General features: G+C 42.1%; 13 protein-coding genes and 1 tRNA gene. All 14 read left to right on the top strand.

Annotation, left to right across the window (positions count from 1 at the left end; translation table 11 throughout):
• Positions 1–214 precede the first annotated feature (214 nt).
• The 14 genes from rsmI to AB5916_RS14585 all read left to right on the top strand — a co-directional run bounded on the left by rsmI (position 215) and on the right by AB5916_RS14585 (position 20,632).
• Positions 215–1,054 carry a 16S rRNA (cytidine(1402)-2'-O)-methyltransferase gene (gene rsmI, locus AB5916_RS14520; RefSeq protein ID WP_368191551.1) on the top strand — a complete coding sequence of 280 codons (840 nt, stop codon included), beginning with the start codon at positions 215–217 and terminating at the stop codon, positions 1,052–1,054.
• Between the two features lie 69 nt (positions 1,055–1,123).
• Complete coding sequence (locus AB5916_RS14525; protein ID WP_368191552.1) at positions 1,124–3,979, top strand: leucine-rich repeat protein; 2,856 nt, start codon at positions 1,124–1,126, stop codon at positions 3,977–3,979.
• Positions 3,980–4,003: 24 nt separating this feature from the next.
• Positions 4,004–4,984: a LacI family DNA-binding transcriptional regulator gene (locus AB5916_RS14530; RefSeq protein ID WP_368191553.1), complete on the top strand. Its 981-nt coding sequence runs from the start codon at positions 4,004–4,006 to the stop codon at positions 4,982–4,984.
• 342 nt (positions 4,985–5,326) lie between these two features.
• The gene (locus AB5916_RS14535) at positions 5,327–6,553 is read left to right on the top strand and encodes an ABC transporter substrate-binding protein (RefSeq protein WP_158422841.1); all 1,227 of its coding nucleotides are present in this window, start codon (positions 5,327–5,329) and stop codon (positions 6,551–6,553) included.
• Between the two features lie 96 nt (positions 6,554–6,649).
• Complete coding sequence (locus tag AB5916_RS14540; protein ID WP_158422840.1) at positions 6,650–7,528, top strand: carbohydrate ABC transporter permease; 879 nt, start codon at positions 6,650–6,652, stop codon at positions 7,526–7,528.
• A gap of 57 nt (positions 7,529–7,585) precedes the next feature.
• Complete coding sequence (locus AB5916_RS14545) at positions 7,586–8,416, top strand: carbohydrate ABC transporter permease (RefSeq protein ID WP_158422839.1); 831 nt, start codon at positions 7,586–7,588, stop codon at positions 8,414–8,416.
• Positions 8,417–8,447: 31 nt separating this feature from the next.
• Positions 8,448–9,923 carry a glycoside hydrolase family 32 protein gene (locus AB5916_RS14550; RefSeq protein ID WP_244093059.1) on the top strand — a complete coding sequence of 492 codons (1,476 nt, stop codon included), beginning with the start codon at positions 8,448–8,450 and terminating at the stop codon, positions 9,921–9,923.
• A 14-nt stretch (positions 9,924–9,937) separates the two neighbouring features.
• Complete coding sequence (locus tag AB5916_RS14555) at positions 9,938–11,275, top strand: NosD domain-containing protein (RefSeq protein WP_368191554.1); 1,338 nt, start codon at positions 9,938–9,940, stop codon at positions 11,273–11,275.
• Between the two features lie 233 nt (positions 11,276–11,508).
• Positions 11,509–14,268 (top strand): leucine-rich repeat protein, encoded by a 2,760-nt coding sequence (locus AB5916_RS14560; RefSeq protein WP_368191555.1) that lies wholly within the window; start codon positions 11,509–11,511, stop codon positions 14,266–14,268.
• 245 nt (positions 14,269–14,513) lie between these two features.
• The gene (gyrB, locus tag AB5916_RS14565) at positions 14,514–16,439 is read left to right on the top strand and encodes a DNA topoisomerase (ATP-hydrolyzing) subunit B (RefSeq protein WP_368191556.1); all 1,926 of its coding nucleotides are present in this window, start codon (positions 14,514–14,516) and stop codon (positions 16,437–16,439) included.
• A gap of 24 nt (positions 16,440–16,463) precedes the next feature.
• On the top strand, positions 16,464–19,022 hold the full coding sequence (gyrA, locus tag AB5916_RS14570; protein WP_368191557.1) for a DNA gyrase subunit A: 2,559 nt from the start codon (positions 16,464–16,466) through the stop codon (positions 19,020–19,022).
• Positions 19,023–19,030: 8 nt separating this feature from the next.
• The gene (locus AB5916_RS14575; RefSeq protein WP_368191558.1) at positions 19,031–19,579 is read left to right on the top strand and encodes a hypothetical protein; all 549 of its coding nucleotides are present in this window, start codon (positions 19,031–19,033) and stop codon (positions 19,577–19,579) included.
• Between the two features lie 138 nt (positions 19,580–19,717).
• Positions 19,718–20,434, top strand: a complete 717-nt coding sequence (locus AB5916_RS14580) for a lysophospholipid acyltransferase family protein (protein ID WP_368191559.1) — start codon at positions 19,718–19,720, stop codon at positions 20,432–20,434.
• Positions 20,435–20,544: 110 nt separating this feature from the next.
• Positions 20,545–20,632: transfer RNA gene (locus AB5916_RS14585), tRNA-Ser, on the top strand.
• Positions 20,633–20,917: the final 285 nt, after the last annotated feature.

Raw genomic sequence — 20,917 nt, forward strand, 5'->3', positions numbered from 1 at the left:
AGTGGTTATTTTACCTCAGTCGAGAAGACTCCCACCTCTTTCAGGTGGTGAGTAACAGCAAGTTCGTCTCAGTGGGAGTCCAATCTCCGACTGAGGTAAACGCTCCGCGAGGATGCGCAGTGATTCTGTAAAGAATATGTCAGCTTACGCTGACCAGAATCACGCGCCAAGTCTCGCAGCTGCTCGACTTGAATGTATCTGAAATGAGGAATTTATGAGCGGAAAATTATATCTATGCGCAACACCGATCGGGAATCTGGAGGATATTACTTTCAGGGTTCTGCGTACATTGAAAGAGGTGGATCTGATCGCAGCGGAGGATACCAGGAATAGTATTAAGCTGCTGAATCATTTTGAGATCAAAACGCCTATGACAAGCTATCATGAATATAATAAGATTGATAAAGGGATGGTATTGGTTGAAAAGATGCGTCAAGGTGCCAATATTGCTCTGATCACAGATGCAGGTACTCCGGGGATTTCAGATCCGGGGGAAGAACTGGTCTCCATGTGCCACCAGGCGGGGATTGAAGTGACCTCCTTGCCTGGTCCTGCTGCCTGTATTACAGCTCTTACCATGTCCGGGCTTTCTACCAGGCGATTTGCTTTTGAAGCCTTTCTTCCCTCTGATAAGAAAGAGCGCAGGGCGGTTCTGGAAGAACTGAAGAATGAAACAAGAACTATGATCGTTTATGAAGCACCACATCATCTGTTAAGCACCCTGGAAGAGTTAAGGGAAGCTCTTGGTAACAGGAAAATGACCTTATGCCGGGAACTGACCAAGAAGCATGAGACAGCATTTCTTACTACAATAGATGATCTGCTGGCATATTATAAGGACAGCAAGCCTTTAGGAGAATGCGTGCTGGTGATCCAGGGAAGAAGCAGAAAAGAGATGGAAAAGGAAGCCCAGGAATCCTGGGAAGAGATTTCTATTGAGGATCATATGGAGCTTTATGAAAAACAGGGAATGCCGCGTAAGGAAGCCATGAAGCAGGTGGCAAAGGACAGAGGCGTGACTAAAAGAGAAATTTATAAGTATCTGATCCAGTGAATCAGAGGACTTTTGGCCGCCTATAGGTGACATGTCTGTTTCATCAAGTACAAAAGGGGAATAAGAGAGATGAAGAAAAAATTACTTGCAGGAGTTTTAACCCTGATACTGGCTGTGCAGCCTGCAGCGTTATGCGGCGCAGAGGAGTTTACAGCAGAAGAGGCTTTAAATGTGCAGGAGAATAGCCAGGAAAATGTACAGCAGGATATGGAAAGTGTAGGAGAGTTATCAGAGGATGAAGTTGCACAGAGTGATAATACAAGATACTCTGATAATGAGATAGAAGATGTACAGGATGAGGCTGTATCGGCAGAGGACGCGTCAGAAGATCAGGTTCAGGATGTAACAGACGATTCTTTTGAGGTTACGGAGGAAGAATTTACAGATCAGGCAGATACAGATGTGTTTAGTGCAGGCGATTCAGGGGAAACAAAGACTTATACATTAACCGGAACCATTACCGCTCAGTTATCACAGGGAGTGATGACGATAACCGGAAGCGGCGAAATGCCTGATTATGAAGATGATACTCAGCAACCCTGGTATTCAGAGGAAACGAAGATTAAGAAACTGGTGATTTCTGATGGGATCACAAAGGTAGGAAGTTCCAATTTCTGGTGCTGTGCCATAGAGGAAATCTCTTTTCCGGAAACACTGACTGTGATCGGAAGAAATGCATTTTACAGCTGTTACAGGCTGAAGACAATTAATCTTCCGGAATCTCTGGTGACGATCGAAGACGGAGCATTCTGTGCATGTGAAAGAGCTTCCGGGGTACGTATGGGAAAGAACGTAAAATCCATTGGAAATGCAGCTTTTATGGGTGTGGATGTAAAGCAGATCACACTTCCTGCATCCCTGGAGTCTATCGATACCCAGTCATTTGACAATACAACACTGGAAGAATACATTCTTGATACAGGCAATCCTTACTACAAAGTGATCGATGGTGTTTTATTCAGTGCGGATGGTAAGAAACTGCTCAGTGTTCCTGTAGGGAAAAATACAGATACATATCAGATTCCTGATGGTGTGGAGATTATAGGAGATTCTTCTTTTGCAGGGGTTAAGAATATCAAACAGGTGTCGATTCCGGCCAGTGTGACTACAGTTGAAAGCTGGGTATTCCAGGATTCCAGTCTTGAATCACTGGTGATCCCGGATACGGTAACACAGATTGGATACGGAATTGCCATGGGAAGCAAGAGCCTGAGGACAGCTGTTATCGGAAACGGAATTACAGAACTGCCTTACAAGACTTTTGAAGAATGCACAAGTCTGGAAAGTATAAGCCTTGGAAATAACATTAAAGTAATTGATTCAAGGGCGTGTTTGGATTGTACCAGTCTGACTTCTATTAGTCTGCCAGAGGGGCTGGAAACGATCAACGGTAATTCTTTTTACAGGTGTACTGCATTAAGGCAAATCAATATTCCTTCAACGGTTAAAACAATAGAAAGCCGAGCCTTTGCCGAGTGTTCTCCTGAACTGGTGGTGAATCTTCCTTCAGGTTTGGTACAGACGGATGATGGGTCTTACAGAAGAACCAGCAATTTAAGTTTTACAGGTACATACAAATATTCAAGAGCATATGAAATTTTGAACTTTACCAATCAGGAAAGAGCAAAGGTGGGAGCTGCACCCCTTACCATGGATCCGGATCTTCTTGCAGCTGCCATGAAAAGAGCATCAGAATGCAGCGTGAAATATGATCATACCAGACCTACAGGATCCGCATGGAATACTGCAAGCACAGTTGTTACTGCCTGGGGAGAAAATATTTTAAGTGCAACCAGTTACCTGGATGCAGCCGGGGATGTGCAGATGTGGATGAATTCAGAAATGCACAAATGGAATATCCTGAACACAGATTATACTTCAATTGGTGTGGGATGCTTTGAGCAGAATGAACATTTTTACTGTGTACAGCTTTTCGGCAAAACCACTCCTGGAAGCTTTGCAGCACCGGCAGATTACACAACAAAAGTAACAATCCCTGTGATCGCTGAAGATTATACCATTAAAAAACTGGTATGGTATGACCAGACTATTACTGCATGGACACAGACCGTGAGTGTGGGAGATACACAGAAAATGGCTCCTGTGATCGCAGAGTCAAATGAAAGCAGGACAGTGACGGAACTGGATCCTGAAGATTTCCAGTGGAGCAGCAGTAACCCGGCTGTGGCTTCTGTAGATGCCCAGGGAAATGTACGGGGGATTTCAGCAGGACGTGCACAGATCACTGCAACCACCACTATGATGGGCGGCTTTACAGTAACAGCACCGGTAAGGATCAAAGTGGGTGAGGTAAATTTCTGGGATACCATTGATGGGGATGGGGACAATCCATTTGGAAATAATGATAAAAACAATGAAAATAACAGCAACAATAACAATATCAATAGTGGAAGCAACAGTAGCAGCAGTTCCAAAATTAAGTTGAACAGATCTTCTATGACCCTTTATAAAGGGAAAAATGCTGTGCTTAAGGCAAGTGGGGCCAAAGGGAAAATTACCTGGAAAAGTTCTAACAGCCGTGTGGCAGCAGTGAACCAGAAAGGAAAAGTCACTGCAAAAAAGAAAGGAACTGCAGTGATCACAGCGTCTTTTTCTAATGGGAAAAAGGCTGTCTGCAAGGTAAGAGTAAAAGAGATCCCTGCAAAGAGGATAAAACTGAATGTAAAGGATCTGCGGGCATATAAAGGTTACAAATTTACAGTAAAGACTACCCTTACACCGAAAAAAGCCACAGATACTATTACCTGGAAAAGTTCTAATCCAAAGGTTGCATCTGTCACATCCAAGGGTGTGATCCGGATGAAAAAGAATGGTAAGGCTACCATTACAGCAAGAACCAAAAGCGGCAAGAAAGCCACTGTGAAGGTTACAGTGTGGAGCAAGAAGAAAGTGTATAAGAAATAATAAATGGGGAAAGAAGGTGAAAGTATGGCAGGAATAAAGGACGTTGCAAAACTGGCGGGAGTTGGAGTTGGAACTGTATCCAGAATGATCAATGAAAGTGGATATGTTTCCATTGATACAAGAGCGAAGATAGAAGCTGCAATGAAAGAACTGAATTATACACCCAATGAGCTTGCCAGAAATCTTTACTATAAAAAAAGCGGCATCATTGCCGTACTGGTTCCGAATGTGCTGAATCCTTTTTTTGCCCAGTTTATTGACTGCGTAGAGGGAGAACTGCGCAGAGCCGGATTTAAAATCATGCTTTGCAGCACCATGAAGGATGTGAAGTCAGAAGCTGAATATCTGGATCTTTTGAACAGACATATTGTGGATGGGGTGATCGCAGGCATGTCTTCTTTGGATGAAAGTGAATATTCCAGAATCCAGAAGCCTGTCGTTGCCCTTGACCGTTATCTTGGAGAATATATCCCTGTTGTAACAGTAGATCATAAAGAAGGTGGAAGACTGGCAGCAGAAGTACTGCTTGCCAGTGGATGCAAGAAAATCCTTCATTTCAGAAGTACTGCTGAGAAAAAGTCCCTGTACCATGACCGTCACACAGAATTTCAGAAGATCATGGATGAATGTGGTGTGGAAACTTATTGCTATAATTTGGACTGGCGCCGACTTGATATTGAGTATTATCATCAGGTAGTGGAAGAAATATTTGAAAAAGGGATTGAATTTGATGGTGTATTTGGAGTAGATCGGCTGGCTATTGAATGCATGAATGGTCTGATCAGGCAGCATAAGAATATTCCTCAGGATGTAAAGATTGTGTCATATGATGGAACTTATATTACAGAGATCGTTGAGCCTAAGATCAGTACGATTGTCCAGCCCATTGACAAAATGGCTGAAGCATCTGTTCAGTGTATGTGTGAGCTGATCAGTGGGGAAAAAATCAAAAACCGTCAGATTATTTTAAAACCCACATTCCGGAAAGGGGGCACAACAGTTTAGAAAATTGAAAGTTTTGCACAAAAAACAGTCTGTTTTGTGCAAAATAAACACCTGAAATTAGATAGAATGAACGAAAAATGAAAAAAAATCACAAGTGTATTGACAAAAATAATAAAAAAAGTATAATAAATTTAAAGGAATTGGAAAACAGAAATTTTTTAATAGATGTGGAACGCGTTCCACACAAAAAAGGTTTTCCAATTTTTAACCCGTAAATTTAGATAACTCCGGAGAATATCTAAACGGTTCAGGTGATACGTAAACAAACGCATTCTAAATGACTAAACAAAATGATATTAATAACCACCAATATCACAGGTTGAAAACGTAAGGAGAAAAAAGATGAAAAAAAGAATTATTAATTCATTACTCGCTGCAACATTAACTGGAAGTATGATGGCTGGAATGGTTGTACCATGTTTTGCAGAGGATAAGGGAAATGGGGGCAGCATAACTGTTCTTGTTGAAAGTGGTTCACCGGCAGAAGCACTGGCCAACAATACGGCTGCGGATTTTGAAAAAGAGACAGGATGCAAGGTTGTGATTGACGCAGTTGCTTATACAGGTATGTACGATAAGCTTTCTACAGAAATCAAGGCAGGCCAGGCTGCACACGATGTTGCATGTATGGACTTTGTATGGCTGGCAGCATTTGCGGATGCAATCGAACCGATCACAGGAGCTGATACAAGTGATTTTCTTCCAACATTGGAAGAGAGCGGAACTATTGATGGCAACCTTCTCGGATATCCAATGTGGGTGAATTCAAAGATCCTTATCTACAGAAAAGATCTGATTCCGGAGGATAAAGTGCCGAAGACCTGGGATGAATATAAAGCACTTGCAGAAGAGTTGAAAACAGATGACATGTATGGAACAACCGTATTTGGAAGTGGTACTGATGCAGTTTGTTCATTCCTTGATTTTGCATGCCAGGCCGGTGCAGAAGGACTTGTATATGATAAAGACGGAAATGTAAATATTACTGACCAGGCATACGTAGATGCATTGAACTTCATGGTTGAAATGGCAAATGCAGATTATTCACCTACAGATTCTCTTGCTACAGCAGCAACAGAATCTCAGGAGTTATTTACAAACGGCAAGGTTGCCATGCAGCTGAACTGGAGCCATCAGTATCCGGCAGCAGTAGCAGCACTTGGAGCTGATAAGGTTGGATGTGCACCGATGATCGGTGGAAGTGCAGGCATTGGAGCAACAACAGGTCCTTGGTATGAGAGCGTGATGAAGAACTCTGAAAACAAAGACATGGCACTGAAATATGTAGAGTATATGTATGATCATAATGCTGATTACATGAATGAAACACTTAAGATCGCAGGACGTACTTCTGTATACGAAGAATCTGCCAAAGAGGCTGGAAATGAGCACACACAGGCAGTTCTGGATACACTGGGTGCAGCACAGACTCAGCCAAGACCAATGGTTACAACATGGTCACAGGTAGAAGAAGTTTTGGTAGGTGTTGTAGAATCCTGCCTGGGCGGTGCTGATGTGGAAGAAACTCTTGCAGCTGCAAAAGATGAGATCGAAGCAATCGGCAAGTAAGATCATATAGATCATATTGAGTGTATAATTGATCCAAGGGTGGTTTGACAAAAAAAGAGTTGAATCACCCTTGGTTTTGAGAAAGCGGGAAATAGTATGAGACTGATATCAAAGAAAACATTATTGCTGTTCTTTCTTCCGGGTGCGATTTTCATGGGTGCTTTTTTGATATATCCGATCATGAAAATGGTATTTGACAGCTTTTTTAAGGTTGGCATCACAGGGGACCGGGCATTTATAGGACTTGATAATTATATTAAAGCATTTACTGCCGGTGGATTTATGAAGCAGTTGAAAAATACACTGGTCTATATTCTGATAGCGGTATCTGTGGAAACAATTCTTGGATTTATTTTTGCATTACTGTTTGAACTCAACTATAAAGGAAGCAAGATCGTTCGGTCTTTTATGATGACTCCGCTTATGATTGCACCATTGGTTGCAGGTCTTATCTGGAAACTGATGATGAGTTCAAATTTCGGTATTGTCAATGAGATGTTGATGAGAATGGGAATCCTATCCAACGCCAGTGATATTCTGTGGCTGGCGGATTCCAGATGGTCTTTGATCGCATGTTGCATCGCAGATATATGGCTGACCACACCATTTATGATGCTGATGATTCTGGCTGGGCTTCAAGGTTTGGATGGCAGCATGGTCGAAGCGGCAAGAATGGATGGAGCCAATAAGCTGCAGGAGATTTTTTACATTAAAGTGCCGGGAATCAAGCCGGTTTTGCTCACTGCATTATCTGTGCGTATCATTGATGCAGCAAAGACATTTGATATTATCTGGGCAATGACAGAAGGCGGCCCCAACAGTTCCTCTGAGACGATCAGTATTGTTATTTATAAGACCCTTGTAAAATACAATAACACAGGATATGCCAGTGCGATGGCTGTTATCTTTATCATAGTTCTTGTGGTATTCACTTTAATATTCATGCAGAGTTTATGGAATCCAAAGAAAAAATAAAAACTGTTGAGAAGGTATTAAACAGTAATTATTAAGGATTTCAATAAGGAGAAGAAAATGAAAAAAGGTAAGAGTATCAAACTGAAAATAGCAATTGTTATTTCAATAATTGTTACACTATTCTGGTTGATTCCATATATTTATGTAATCTGCTGCTCATTTAAACCGGGATCAGAAGTGGTTGCAGTTCCACCGTCCTTTCTGCCTAAAGTATTTTCAACAGAGAGTTTTTCACAGCTTTTTTCCAGAATGGATGCAGCGAAATATTTGATCAACAGTCTGACTACAGCTGTAGGCAGTACACTGATCGCGGTAATTTTGGGATCTTTGGCTGCATATGCCATTCAAAGATCAGGAGCAAAGTTGTCTGTATGGCTGGTAGTTCTGATCTTGTGTCTGAAAATGATTCCAACTTCCAGTATTGCAGTTCCAATTTATGAAATCATCTGTAACCTGGGACTTTATGATACCAAGATTGCACTGATTATTGTCTATGCAGCTGTCAACATGCCTTTTGTTATGTGGACCATGCTTAGCTTTTACGAAGGAATACCATCAACTCTGGATGAAGCGGCATACGTGGATGGTGCAACCAGTCTTCAGACTTTCCGAAGGATTATTTTGCCAATCTGTACGCCTGGACTTGCAACTGCATTTATATTTACATTGTTTCTGGCATGGAATGATTTCCTGCTTTCATTGCTTCTGACAAGCATGAATGCCAAAACATTTACCGTAGGACTTGCAGGTTTCCTATCTGCATATAATCAGGATCTTGGACCAATGTGTGCCGGTGCTTTCCTGTTCAGTTTTCCGGTAATGATTTTGTCCATGTTTGCGCAAAGATACATTGTTCAGGGAATGACTGCCGGAGCTGTAAAAGGGTAATGACATGGAGAAAATAGTGACTAAATTATTAATGAACGAAAAAATTGCAAAAGCACAAAAAGAAATAGATGATAAAAAGAAGTATGTGGAAAATGGAAAAATGCGTCAGCATTACCATTTAATGCCTCAATGTGGATGGATGAATGATCCAAATGGACTGATTTATTTTAAAGGGCAGTATCACGTTTTTTATCAGACAAATCCATATAGCGGTTTCTGGGACAGTATGCACTGGGGACATGCTGTCAGCAAGGATCTTCTTCACTGGGAATACCTTCCTCTGGCATTGGCACCAAGTGAGGTATATGATGATTTTCAAAAGGGCGGATGCTTTTCAGGAAGTGCCATTGAACATGATGGGAAAATGTATCTGTTTTATACAGCTACAGCCAATCATGGACATGGAAATGTGCAGACCCAGTGTCTTGCCATAAGTGAGGATGGTATTCATTTTGAAAAATATACCGGAAATCCACTGATCACTGTTCCGGAGGGAATCGAACCGGACTCATTTCGGGATCCAAAGGTATGGAAGCATGAAGAAAAATATTATATGGTGATCGGAGGAAGCCGCAATCACAGAGGACTGGCTCTGATTTTTGAATCTGAAGATCTTTATCACTGGAATTACTTAAATGTACTGTCAGAAAGCCGTGGAGAATGGGGATTTATGTGGGAATGTCCGGATTTCTATCCATTAGGAGATAAGTACGTTCTCACATTTTCACCGATGGGATCAGGGGATCATACCTCTGTATATCTGGTAGGGGATTTTGATTATGAAACCGGCAGGTTTGATTCTCATGTAAGTGGGGAAATGGATTGGGGGTTTGACTATTATGCACCACAGTCCATTGTAACACCAGATGGAAGACGGCTGGTCATTTCCTGGGCAAATGAATGGGAATGGATGCCGCTTTTTAAGGATTGGGGACCTACCTATCAGGAGGGATGGTGTGGTTTCTTTAATCTGATTCGGGAAGTAAAACTTGGTAATGATGGTACATTGCAGTTTGTTCCAATAGAGGAAATGAAAAATATCCGTGAAGACGGGTTCTGTCAGGAAGAAATGCTGATAACAGAAGATCCGAAGCAGTTAAAAGCAGGAGACGGGATCAGCTTTGAGATGAAATTTGTGTTTGACCTTAAGAAAACAGATGCAGACAGTATAGAAATGAAATTTAGATGCGGTGACGGAAAAGAAACCTGCTGTATCTTTGATTTGAAAAATGGAGAATTGTCTGTGGACAGGCAGAATTCTGATGGATGGAGTATAGGTGTATCCAGAAGTGTGCTGTTGGTTAATGATAAAAGCGAACTGGATGTTCATATTTTTTCTGATCAGAGTTCTCTGGAAATTTTTACAGATCAGTATCGGAATAATCATTCAAACAATATTTTTGCAGGTGATCAGCAGGATCAGTTGAGTATTTCAGCTCATGGCGGAAAAGCAGTGATCAGAAATTATGAATCATATAAATTAAAAGACTGTTTCAGGAAAGAGTGACCGGAGGGATAAAAATGGCTGGTAAAAATTACTATGATGTGACAGACTGGCATGTTGGTAATCCGTATACGGATATTGGAGAAGTGATCAACAGCATCCTTGCAGATATTAAAAGCAGACAACAGGAAACGGATGTGAATGATGAGGGAAAACCAGGTGCGGTTATTTATATTCCTTCTGGGGATTATCACCTGAAAACTCAGGTAAAGATTGATATCAGTTATCTGAAGATCCAAGGCTCCGGACATGGATTTGTGTCGTCCAGTATCCGGTATAATGTACCACAGGAACAGTGGAAAGATCTTCATGATATTTGGCCTGGAGGCAGCAGGATCCTGGTGGATCTGAAGCCTGAGAAAAACGACGAAAGATCAGGAGCGGCATTTTTAGTAGAGCGTGAAGGAGATCCAAGAATCAGTTCTGTGGAATTTGAAAATTTCTGCATAGATGGGCTTCATTTTGTAGATGATGGGAATGGAGATCCTGAGAATACATATGTAAATGGAAAGACCGGGATTTATGTTGCCAGTGCACAGGATTCATTTAGAATCACAGGTATGGGAATCATATATCTGGAGCATGGCGTGACTCTTTACAATTCAGATGCACTGTCTGTACATGATAATTTTATCGCAGAATGTGGAAATTGTGTGGAACTTCGGGGTGCTGGACAGGCATCTAAGATCACAGACAATCTTATGGGTGCAGGATACAGAGGTCATTCAATTTATGCAGAAAATTTCGGAGGCTTACTGGTTGCTTCCAACAATATTTTCCCCAGGGGCAGAAGCATTGTTCATTTTAGAGGTGTGCTTAGATCCTCTGTAACAGCCAACAGGTTTCACTCTTTTTATCCGGGCATGCTGATTTTTGAAGATTGCAGGGAAAATCTGGTATCTTCTAATCATTTCCTGAGGGATCATGAGCCGTGGCCGCCTATGCAGGGATATGATAATGGGCTGAATGATGATTATGGCCTTATTCATATAGAGGGAAGCTGCAACTCTGTGATCAGCAATCATATTTCTGAAACCATAGAAATGCAATATTTAAAACCGGCAGGGATAAAGCCTGTGGTGATCCGCCTGGTTTCCGGAACAGAAAATTACGTTGCCTGCAATCATATTGTAGCGACTACACAAGCAGACAAAAAAGAAAAAGAAGGGGATTCTTCCTGCTTCGATGCACAGGTGGGGGCTTTGCTCAGCATGAATGAACTGGTAAGACTTTCTGTGGATGCTGTGCGCGTAGATGCAGCGTCTTCTGATAACATTATACTGGATACATGCAGGGAAAGCGAAGCAGCAATGGATTTTGACATCAATGTATTCAGAGGAATTCCGGGAAAATAAGAAACAAATTAAAAAATAAACAGATTAAACAGAAGGTTTGAAACTGAAAACGGTTGTCTGATTTCGCAAACAGGATTTGCGGGATCAAGGCAACCGTTTTTGTTTCTGTCATTTATCTGTCAATTTGGAGAAGTTGATTATCCTATCTTTTGGGTAGAATCGACGGAACATTAGTAGTATAATAAAGGGAATTAAAGCAGACGGATTTGATACCCGGGCTGTCACAAATACACATGAAGAAAAGAAGGGAAACCATGAAGAAGAAGTTTTTAGCAGGTATTTTAAGTTTTATGCTGGCAGTGCAGCCGGCTGCAATCTGCCAGGCTGAGGAAGTGGCCGGCAGTGAATTCACTGCAAGCGAGACAACTGACAGCGAAACTGCTGAGAGTGAAGCAGGCAGCAGTGAAGCGGATGAGAGCGAGCCAGAAGGAGATTCTTCTGCCACACCTGTAACAGGGGAAGACCAAACATCTGTTGAGGATGTTGAGAATCAGGATGAAGTTACTGACGCAGAGGAGGGTTACGATGTTTCCGGGGAAGATTCCCAGGAGGGAGATGTAGTTTTTGAAGATGTGGAGGAGGATGCGGATACAGATCTGTTTTCTTCCGGTGAGAACGAAGGCACCAAAAGCTATGATGCAGGAAATGGCATTACCGCCACACTTGTAAATGGAGTATTCACAGTCAGTGGCTCTGGAGCAATGAAGGATTTTGAGGATTCAAAGAGTGCCCCCTGGAAAGATGATGTAGGACAGATCAGTACGATTATTATCTCTCCGGGGATTACTCGTGTAGGCGATTACAGCTTTATAGAATGTGGCTCCCTGCGTGAGATATCTTTGCCTGAGGGGCTTGCATCCATTGGTGAAGCAGCTTTTTACAATGCATATAATCTTCATTCAGTAACACTGCCACAGTCTCTTCAGGTGATCGGTACAGCAGCTTTTGCAGACTGCATCAATCTGGAAACCTTGAATATGGGATCACAGGTTCGTGAAGTAGGAGAGTATGCTTTTCAGCAGACGTTGATTACTGCTTTTCATTTTCCAGCATCCCTGACTACGTATGATCCGCTGGCATTTTTCGGATCCAGTATCAGCCAGTATACAGCAGACAGTCAGAATCCGTCCTTTAAAGCAGAAAATGGTGTTCTTTTTACAAAGGATGGAAGCACATTACTGGATTATCCAACTGGGAAAAGAGATACTTCCTATGCGATTCCAAATGGAGTTGTAACGGTAGGAGGTTCGGCTTTTATCAAAAATACAGCCTTGCAGCAGGTATCTATTCCAGCTACTGTGACAACCATTGGAGACTGGGCATTTGCCAGATCTGGTCTTACATCTCTTACAATTCCGGATACTGTGACAACCATTGGATACGGCATTGCGCAAGAGTGCAGAAGCCTTGTGACAGCTTATGTGGGAAATGGGGTAGCTGTTCTTCCATACAGAACCTTTGAGCAGTGTACAAGTCTTACTACAGTAACTCTTGGAAGTAATATTAAGGAATTTGGCACAAGAATCTTTTTTAATTGTACAGCCCTTACTTCTGTAAATCTTCCAGAAGGACTGGAAAATATTGATGTAGCAGATTTCTGGGGATGTAAATCTCTTACATACCTTAAGGTTCCTTCTACTGTGAAAAAGATTGAAGCAGGAGCGTTTAGCGGATGTACCAATCTGAATGTGGATTATCCTTCTCACCTTACACAGATGGAAGATGGGTCTTACCTGACGGTGGAAACCTTATATTATTCAGGAAATTACCATTACGCTGATGCATATCGGGTGTTGGATATTGTAAATCAGGAACGTGGCAAAGAAGGTCTGGCACCTCTTGCCATGGATGAAAGCCTTTTGGAATCAGCCATGCTCCGTGCTGTAGAAACATGTCTTGATTTTTCACATACAAGACCAACAGGACAGGATTGTTTTACAGCCAATGCAAAGGCAAGCGGAGAAAATATTGCTGCAGGAAGTACATCTGCTACCGGAGCTATGAATCAGTGGATGAATTCCGCCGGACACAGGGCTAATATTATGTCATCCGGATATAAAACCATCGGTATTGGCTGCTTTGAACAGGGCGGTACAAAATTTTGGGTTCAGATGTTTGGCACAGAAGAAACGGCTGCTTTTTCAAAACCGGCAGATAAGAAGGTAAGGGTAGCAATTCCAATAGATCCACAAAATTACCAGAAAAGCTTTTATTTAGAGTGGGAAGACCGGGGCACTGCCAATATGTCTCAGGGACAGAAAAGGATTCTGTGTGCACGGATCGAAAATCCAGGGTGGGACTGGGTATATTCCAGACCGGATCCGGATTCTTTCACATGGACCAGCAGCAATCCGTCTGTGGCAAAGGTGGACAGTGAAGGAAATGTTACGGCTGTAGCGGAAGGAAAGACAGTGATCACTGTCAGTGGCGCCGGATTGTCCGGATCTGTGAATGTAGCAGTAAAAGGCAAGCTGGTTGTTGCAGCGAAAACCATTCGCCTGAACAGAAAAACACTGAGTCTTCTGAAGGGAAAAAAAGCAGTTCTGAAAGCGACTACAACACCGGCAAGAGCCAATGAAACTCCAAAGTGGAGAAGTTCCAATACCAAGGTGGCGGTTGTAAGCAAGACCGGAAAAGTAACAGCAAAAAGAAAAGGGAAGGCTGTTATAACGGCAACTCTTTCCAATGGGAAAAAGGCTTCTTGTACTGTGACGGTAAGGGAGATCCCAGCAAAGCGGATCCGGCTGAATCTGAAAAGCATTACTGCATATAAGGGATACCGTTTTACAGTAAAGGGCAGATTAACGCCAGGCAATTCTACAGACAGGATAACCTGGAGGAGCTCCAATACCAGAGTTGCAGCTGTTTCTTCCAAGGGCGTAGTAAGGTTGAAGGCCAATGGAAGGGCAACCATCACTGCCAGAACCACCAGCGGTAAGAAAGCTACCTTGAAGGTACGTGTGGGAAAACGTAAGAAAGTGGTAAAGAAATAAAATAGCAAACGAAAAAATAGAACAGTAAATTTCAGTTTTAAAAATATGTAAAATAAAACAGGTTCCGGGCTTTATCGTGAATGAGTGATAAGGTTCGGAACCTGTTTTGTTGTATCCGGTCGGCGAAATTTTGCGATTTTCATGGCACGCTCTTTGTTTTTGTGTTATAATAAATTCGAGTTATTGGGCTTAAAAACAGCTCAGGCCTGAGATGGTCTTTATTATAGAAAAACGGGAGGAACAACATGGGCGTAGAGAATACGGAATACGGAGCGGACCAGATCCAGATACTGGAAGGACTGGAAGCAGTACGCAAAAGACCCGGAATGTATATCGGAAGTACCTCCAGCAGAGGACTTCATCACCTGGTATATGAGATCGTAGACAACTCAGTGGATGAAGCGCTGGCAGGTGTGTGTACAGAAATCAATGTGACAATCAATCCTGACAATTCCATTACAGTAACAGATAATGGACGAGGCATTCCTGTAGGGATCAATCATAAAGCAGGACTCCCGGCAGTAGAAGTAGTATTTACAGTTCTTCATGCAGGAGGTAAATTTGGCGGTGGAGGATACAAGGTATCCGGAGGTCTTCATGGAGTTGGAGCATCTGTAGTCAATGCATTGTCAGAATGGCTGGAAGTATCTATTTACCATGAAGGTAAGATTTATCAGCAAAGATACGAGCGGGGCAAGACCATGTATTCTTTAAAAGTGACAGGAGACTGTGAAGAAGACCGTCATGGAACTACGGTCACATTCCTGCCGGATAAAGAGATCTTTGAAGAAACCGTTTATGATTACGATATATTGAAACAGCGGCTTCGGGAGATGGCTTTCCTTACAAAAGGACTGAAGATCGTTCTGAAGGATAACCGGGAAGGCATGGAAAGAGAAAAGATCTTCCACTACGAAGGCGGTATCCGTGAATTTGTAACTTATCTGAATAAAAGCAAAGAAGCTCTGTATCCGGAGATCATTTACTGTGAGGGAAACAAAGACGGTGTATACGTGGAAGTTGCTATGCAGCATAATGATTCCTATACAGAGAACAGCTATGCCTTTGTAAATAACATTAATACTCCTGAAGGCGGTACGCATATCGTAGGCTTCAGAAATGCCCTTACAAAGACTTTTAATGATTATGCAAGAAAGAATAAGCTTCTGAAAGACAGTGAGCCTAATTTAAGCGGAGATGATATCCGTGAGGGACTTACTGCTATTGTCAGTGTTAAGATCGAGAATCCTCAGTTCGAGGGACAGACCAAGCAGAAGCTGGGTAACAGTGAAGCCAGAGGCGCTGTAGACAGTGTTGTAAGCAAGCAACTGGAGATTTTCCTGGAGCAGAATCCTTCTGTGGCAAAGACAACCATAGAGAAGTCTGTGTTGGCACAGCGTGCAAGGGAAGCCGCAAGAAAGGCAAGGGATCTTACCAGACGTAAGTCCGCACTTGACAGCATGTCCTTGCCAGGCAAGCTGGCAGACTGTTCAGATAAAGACCCTAAGAATTGTGAGATTTATATTGTAGAGGGAGATTCCGCCGGTGGTTCTGCAAAAACTGCAAGAAACCGTGCCACACAGGCTATCCTGCCACTTCGAGGTAAGATCCTGAATGTTGAAAAGGCCCGCCTGGATAAGATTTATGCAAACAAAGAGATTAAGGCAATGATCACTGCTTTTGGAACAGGCATCCACGAGGATTTTGATATTTCAAAGCTTCGTTACCATAAGATCATCATTATGACTGATGCGGATGTGGATGGTGCACATATTGCTACACTGCTTCTTACTTTCCTGTATCGCTTCATGCCGGAACTGATCAAGCAGGGCTATGTTTACCTGGCTCAGCCGCCGCTTTATAAAATCGAGAAAAATAAAAAGATCTGGTATGCATATGATGATGACGAGCTGAACAATATTCTGACAGAGATCGGCCGTGATGGAAATAATAAGATCCAGAGATACAAAGGTCTTGGTGAGATGGACGCAGAACAGCTTTGGGAGACGACTATGGATCCGGAGAAGAGGATCTTGTTGCGAGTGACCATGGATGAGGCTGCCACATCTGAGATTGATCTGGTATTTACCACTTTGATGGGTGACAAGGTAGAGCCAAGACGTGAATTTATCGAAGAGAATGCAAGGTTTGTAAAAAATCTGGATATCTGATTCCAGCAGGGGAGAAAATGATTTATGGAAGATAATATTTTTGACAAAGTCCACGAAGTGGATTTGGAAAAAACGATGAAAGAATCTTACATTGAGTATGCTATGAGTGTTATTGCTTCAAGGGCACTGCCGGATGTAAGAGATGGATTGAAGCCAGTACAGCGTCGTGTACTGTATTCTATGATCGAACTGAACAACGGTCCGGATAAGCCGCATCGTAAGTGCGCACGTATCGTTGGTGATACAATGGGTAAATATCATCCCCATGGAGACAGCTCTATTTATGGGGCACTGGTGAATATGGCCCAAGACTGGTCTTTCAGGTATCCGCTTGTAGACGGCCATGGTAATTTTGGTTCTGTGGACGGTGACGGTGCAGCAGCTATGCGATATACAGAGGCTCGTTTAAGCAAGATTTCCATGGAGATGCTTGCAGACATTAATAAAGATACCGTTGATTTCCAACCAAACTTTGATGAGACAGAGCGGGAGCCGGTGGTACTTCCATCCAGATTTCCCAATCTTCTTGTGAATGGTACTTCCGGTATTGCAGTTGGTATGGCTACCAATATTCCGCCTCATAATCTGCGTGAGATTATTGGTGCTGTTGTAAAAATTATTGATAATATTGTGGAAGAACAGCGCGATACGACTATAGAAGAGCTTCTTGAGATCGTAAAAGGTCCGGATTTCCCTACAGGAGCTACCATTCTGGGCAAAAGAGGGATCGAGGAGGCATATCGTACAGGACGCGGCAAGATCCGTGTTCGCGCAGTGACTAATATAGAGACACTGCCTAATGGCAAATCCAGGATCGTTGTTACTGAGCTTCCGTATCTGGTAAATAAAGCAAGACTGGTGGAGAAGATCGCAGAGCTTGTAAGAGATAAGAAGATTGATGGGATCACAGACTTGAATGACCATTCCAGCCGGGAGGGTATGAGGATCTGTATTGATCTGCGTAAAGATGCTAATGCCAATGTTGTGCTGAATCAGCTGTATAAGCATACACAGCTGCAGGATACTTTTGGCGTGATCATGCTTTGCGTAGTGCCCAGAGGTGGCAGTCTTGAGCCTAAGGTGCTGAATCTGAAACAGCTTCTTGAGGCTTATCTGGCACATCAGGAGGATGTTGTTACCAGAAGGACAAAGTATGATCTGAATAAGGCACAGGAACGTGCACATATATTAGAAGGTCTTTTAAAAGCCCTGGATAATATTGATGAAGTGATCAGGATCATTCGTGGTGCACGAAACGTTCAGATTGCAAAGCAGGAATTAATCGACAGGTTTGAACTTACCGATGTGCAGGCTCAGGCTATTGTTGATATGCGTCTTCGTGCTCTTACAGGCTTGGAAAGAGAGAAACTTGAGGCAGAGTATGCGGAACTGGAAGAAAAGATCCGAAGATTTCAGGCTATCCTTGCTGACAGAAATCTTTTGCTCCGTGTTGTACGTGAAGAAATCCTTCTGATTTCTGATAAATATGGTGATGAGAGAAGGACTGCTATTGGGTACGATGTATATGATATTTCTACAGAGGATCTGATTCCTAAAGAAAATACAGTGATCACAATGACAAAGCTTGGATATATTAAACGTATGACCGTAGATAACTTCCGCAGCCAGAATAGAGGCGGCAGAGGCATTAAAGGCATGCAGACATTGGAAGATGATTATATCGAAGAACTTCTGATGACCACAACCCATCATTACCTGATGTTCTTTACCAATACTGGTCGTGTGTACAGACTGAAAGTCTATGAGATACCGGAGGCCAGCCGCACAGCGAGAGGCACAGCAATCGTAAATCTTTTACAGCTGATGCCTGGAGAACGAATCACGGCAGTAATACCGATCAGTAAGTTTGAAGAAGGTCATTACCTGATGATGGCTACCAGAAAGGGTCTTGTTAAGAAGACGCCGATCACTGAATACGTGAATGTGCGTAAGACAGGTCTTGCTGCCATTGTACTTAGAGATGATGACGAATTGATTGAAGTGAAAGCTACAGACAATAAGAAGAATATTTTCCTTGTGACAAAAGATGGTATGTGTATCCGCTTTAAAGAATCTGATGTAAGGAGTACAGGCCGTGTATCTATGGGCGTGAGAGGTATGAATCTTGCAGATGGAGATGAAGTGGTTTCCATGCAGCTGAATACTCAGGGATATTATCTTCTGGTTGTTTCTGAAAATGGTATGGGTAAACGTACTTCTATTTCTGAATTCAGCTGCCAGAACAGAGGCGGTAAAGGCGTGAAATGCTACAAGATCACCGAAAAGACTGGTAATGTGATTGGAGCAAAAGCCGTAAATGAAGAAAATGAGATCATGATGATTACAACAGAAGGGGTGATCATCCGCTTGCAGTGCGCTGATATTTCAATTCTTGGAAGGATTACTTCCGGAGTGAAGCTGATCAATCTTAAAGAGGGCGTTACTGTAGCAAGCGTAGCAAAGGTGCGGGAAAAGGAAGAAGAAGCTTCGGAAGACAAACTGGCAGAAGATCCGGTAGAAAGTGCAGAAGAGGAAATGATTTCCAAAGAAGTACAACCGGATTCAGGTACTGAAGGGGAATGAGAATAGTCATGAAAAAGGGATTGCGTCTTACGGCTGCATGTATTGCGATGCTTTTTATCCTGACAATGACCGGGTGCGGCGTGAATCATAAGTCACCGGAAGGGGTAGTGGAGGCATTGATCAAAGAATATGTGGCTGGCAGTGAAAAGAAAGTGAAAAGCTGTTATGTGCAGCAGGACAAAGAGGACGATGTGCTTCAAAAAGAAATCACTGCAACCCTGAAGTATTTTCAGGTTCATGAGGCAAGCGAGGTAAATATCAAAGAATGTGAGACGCTTGCGGAAAAAGAAGATTATGTATATGTGTATGTGATCTATAATCTGGTTCTTAAGGATAAACAGGAATATCCCTGTATCAGCACCTATATGGTTCAGAAAGATGGACGAAAGTATTATGTACTTCCTCCTTCCATGGTCACAACAGATATGAGCAAGGAAGCAGCGGCAGATTATGCCAAATTTATGACCACAGATTCCTATAAAAATTATACAAAGGAATATGATGCATTTATTATGAAGAATCCGGGATATGAGGAGCTCATTGCCGGGAAGCTTTAAGCAACTGCAGATTAGGGCTGCCGCAAAAAGATAACATGCGGCGGCCTCTTTTAAAATGATTCGGAAAAATAAATCATATCAAATGATTTATATTAGATGATTTGTATAAAATGATTCATAAAATGAAAAGAGGTTCAAATGAAAAGAATAATCGTTATGGTATTGAGAAATCTGTATAGAATTCCCTATTTGTGGATAAAGCTGTGCTGGTACGCTTCGCATGTGGATAAGTATACAGAAGAACAAAGATATGCACTTCTGAAAAAGATAGATCATGCGGCTAATACAGGTGGTAATTTGAATGTGCAGGGCTATGGAGTTGAGAATATTCCGAAAGAAAATGGTTTTATGTTCTATCCCAACCATCAGGGATTATATGATGTACTGGCGATTATGGAATGCTGTCCTGTGCCTTTTTCTGTAGTAGCCAAAAAAGAAGTGTTTCAGGTACCTTTTCTAAAGCAGGTATTTACATGCATGAAGGCATTTATGATCGACAGAGAAGATATTAAACAGTCTATGCAAGTGATCATCAATGTGACAAAAGAAGTTAAAAATGGAAGAAATTATCTGATCTTTGCAGAAGGTACAAGAAATAAAGACAAAAACAATCCTCATGAGTTTAAGGGGGGCAGCTTTAAAGCCGCTATGCGTGCAAAATGCCCTATTGTGCCAGTAGCACTGATTGATTCATATAAATCCTTTGATACAGGATCTGCAAAACCATTGACTGTACAAGTGCATTTTCTGGAGCCAATCCCATATGAGGAGTACAAAGATATGAAATCTACGGAGATTGCCGAGGAAGTGCGCAGCCGCATTACAGATACGATAAAAAAATATGAAAATAATTAAAATTAATTAGAAAAAGCCATTGACAATATAGAGGTTCTTAAGTATAATAACTAATGCGCTTTGAAAAAAGCAGCACTCCAATTGAATAAGAGATTATGATTTCGGAGTCCGGAGAAGTACTCAAGAGGCCGAAGAGGTGCCCCTGCTAAGGGTATAGGTCGTTTACGCGGCGCGAGGGTTCAAATCCCTCCTTCTCCGTTATTTTTTACTTTTGAATCAACTTTAAAGTAAAAAATAAAATAAAAAACCTGTTGACAAACTGACTTATCTATGATAAAGTAGTCAAGTCGCCAACACGGATGACAAAACTTCATCTTCAAGAAAGTTTGAAAAACTTCAAAAAAAGTTCTTGACAAACAAAAGAAGATGTGGTAAAGTAAATAAGCTGTCGAGAGACAGTAAAAAGCAATGAACATTGATAACTAAACAGTGAAACACATACGATTCTCGAAAATTCTTTTACACTACGATCACTTGACGAAG

The sequence above is a fragment of the Blautia sp. 1033sp1_1033st1_G9_1033SCRN_220408 genome, assembly GCF_040929965.1.
GTDB lineage: Bacteria > Bacillota > Clostridia > Lachnospirales > Lachnospiraceae > Blautia_A > Blautia_A ammoniilytica.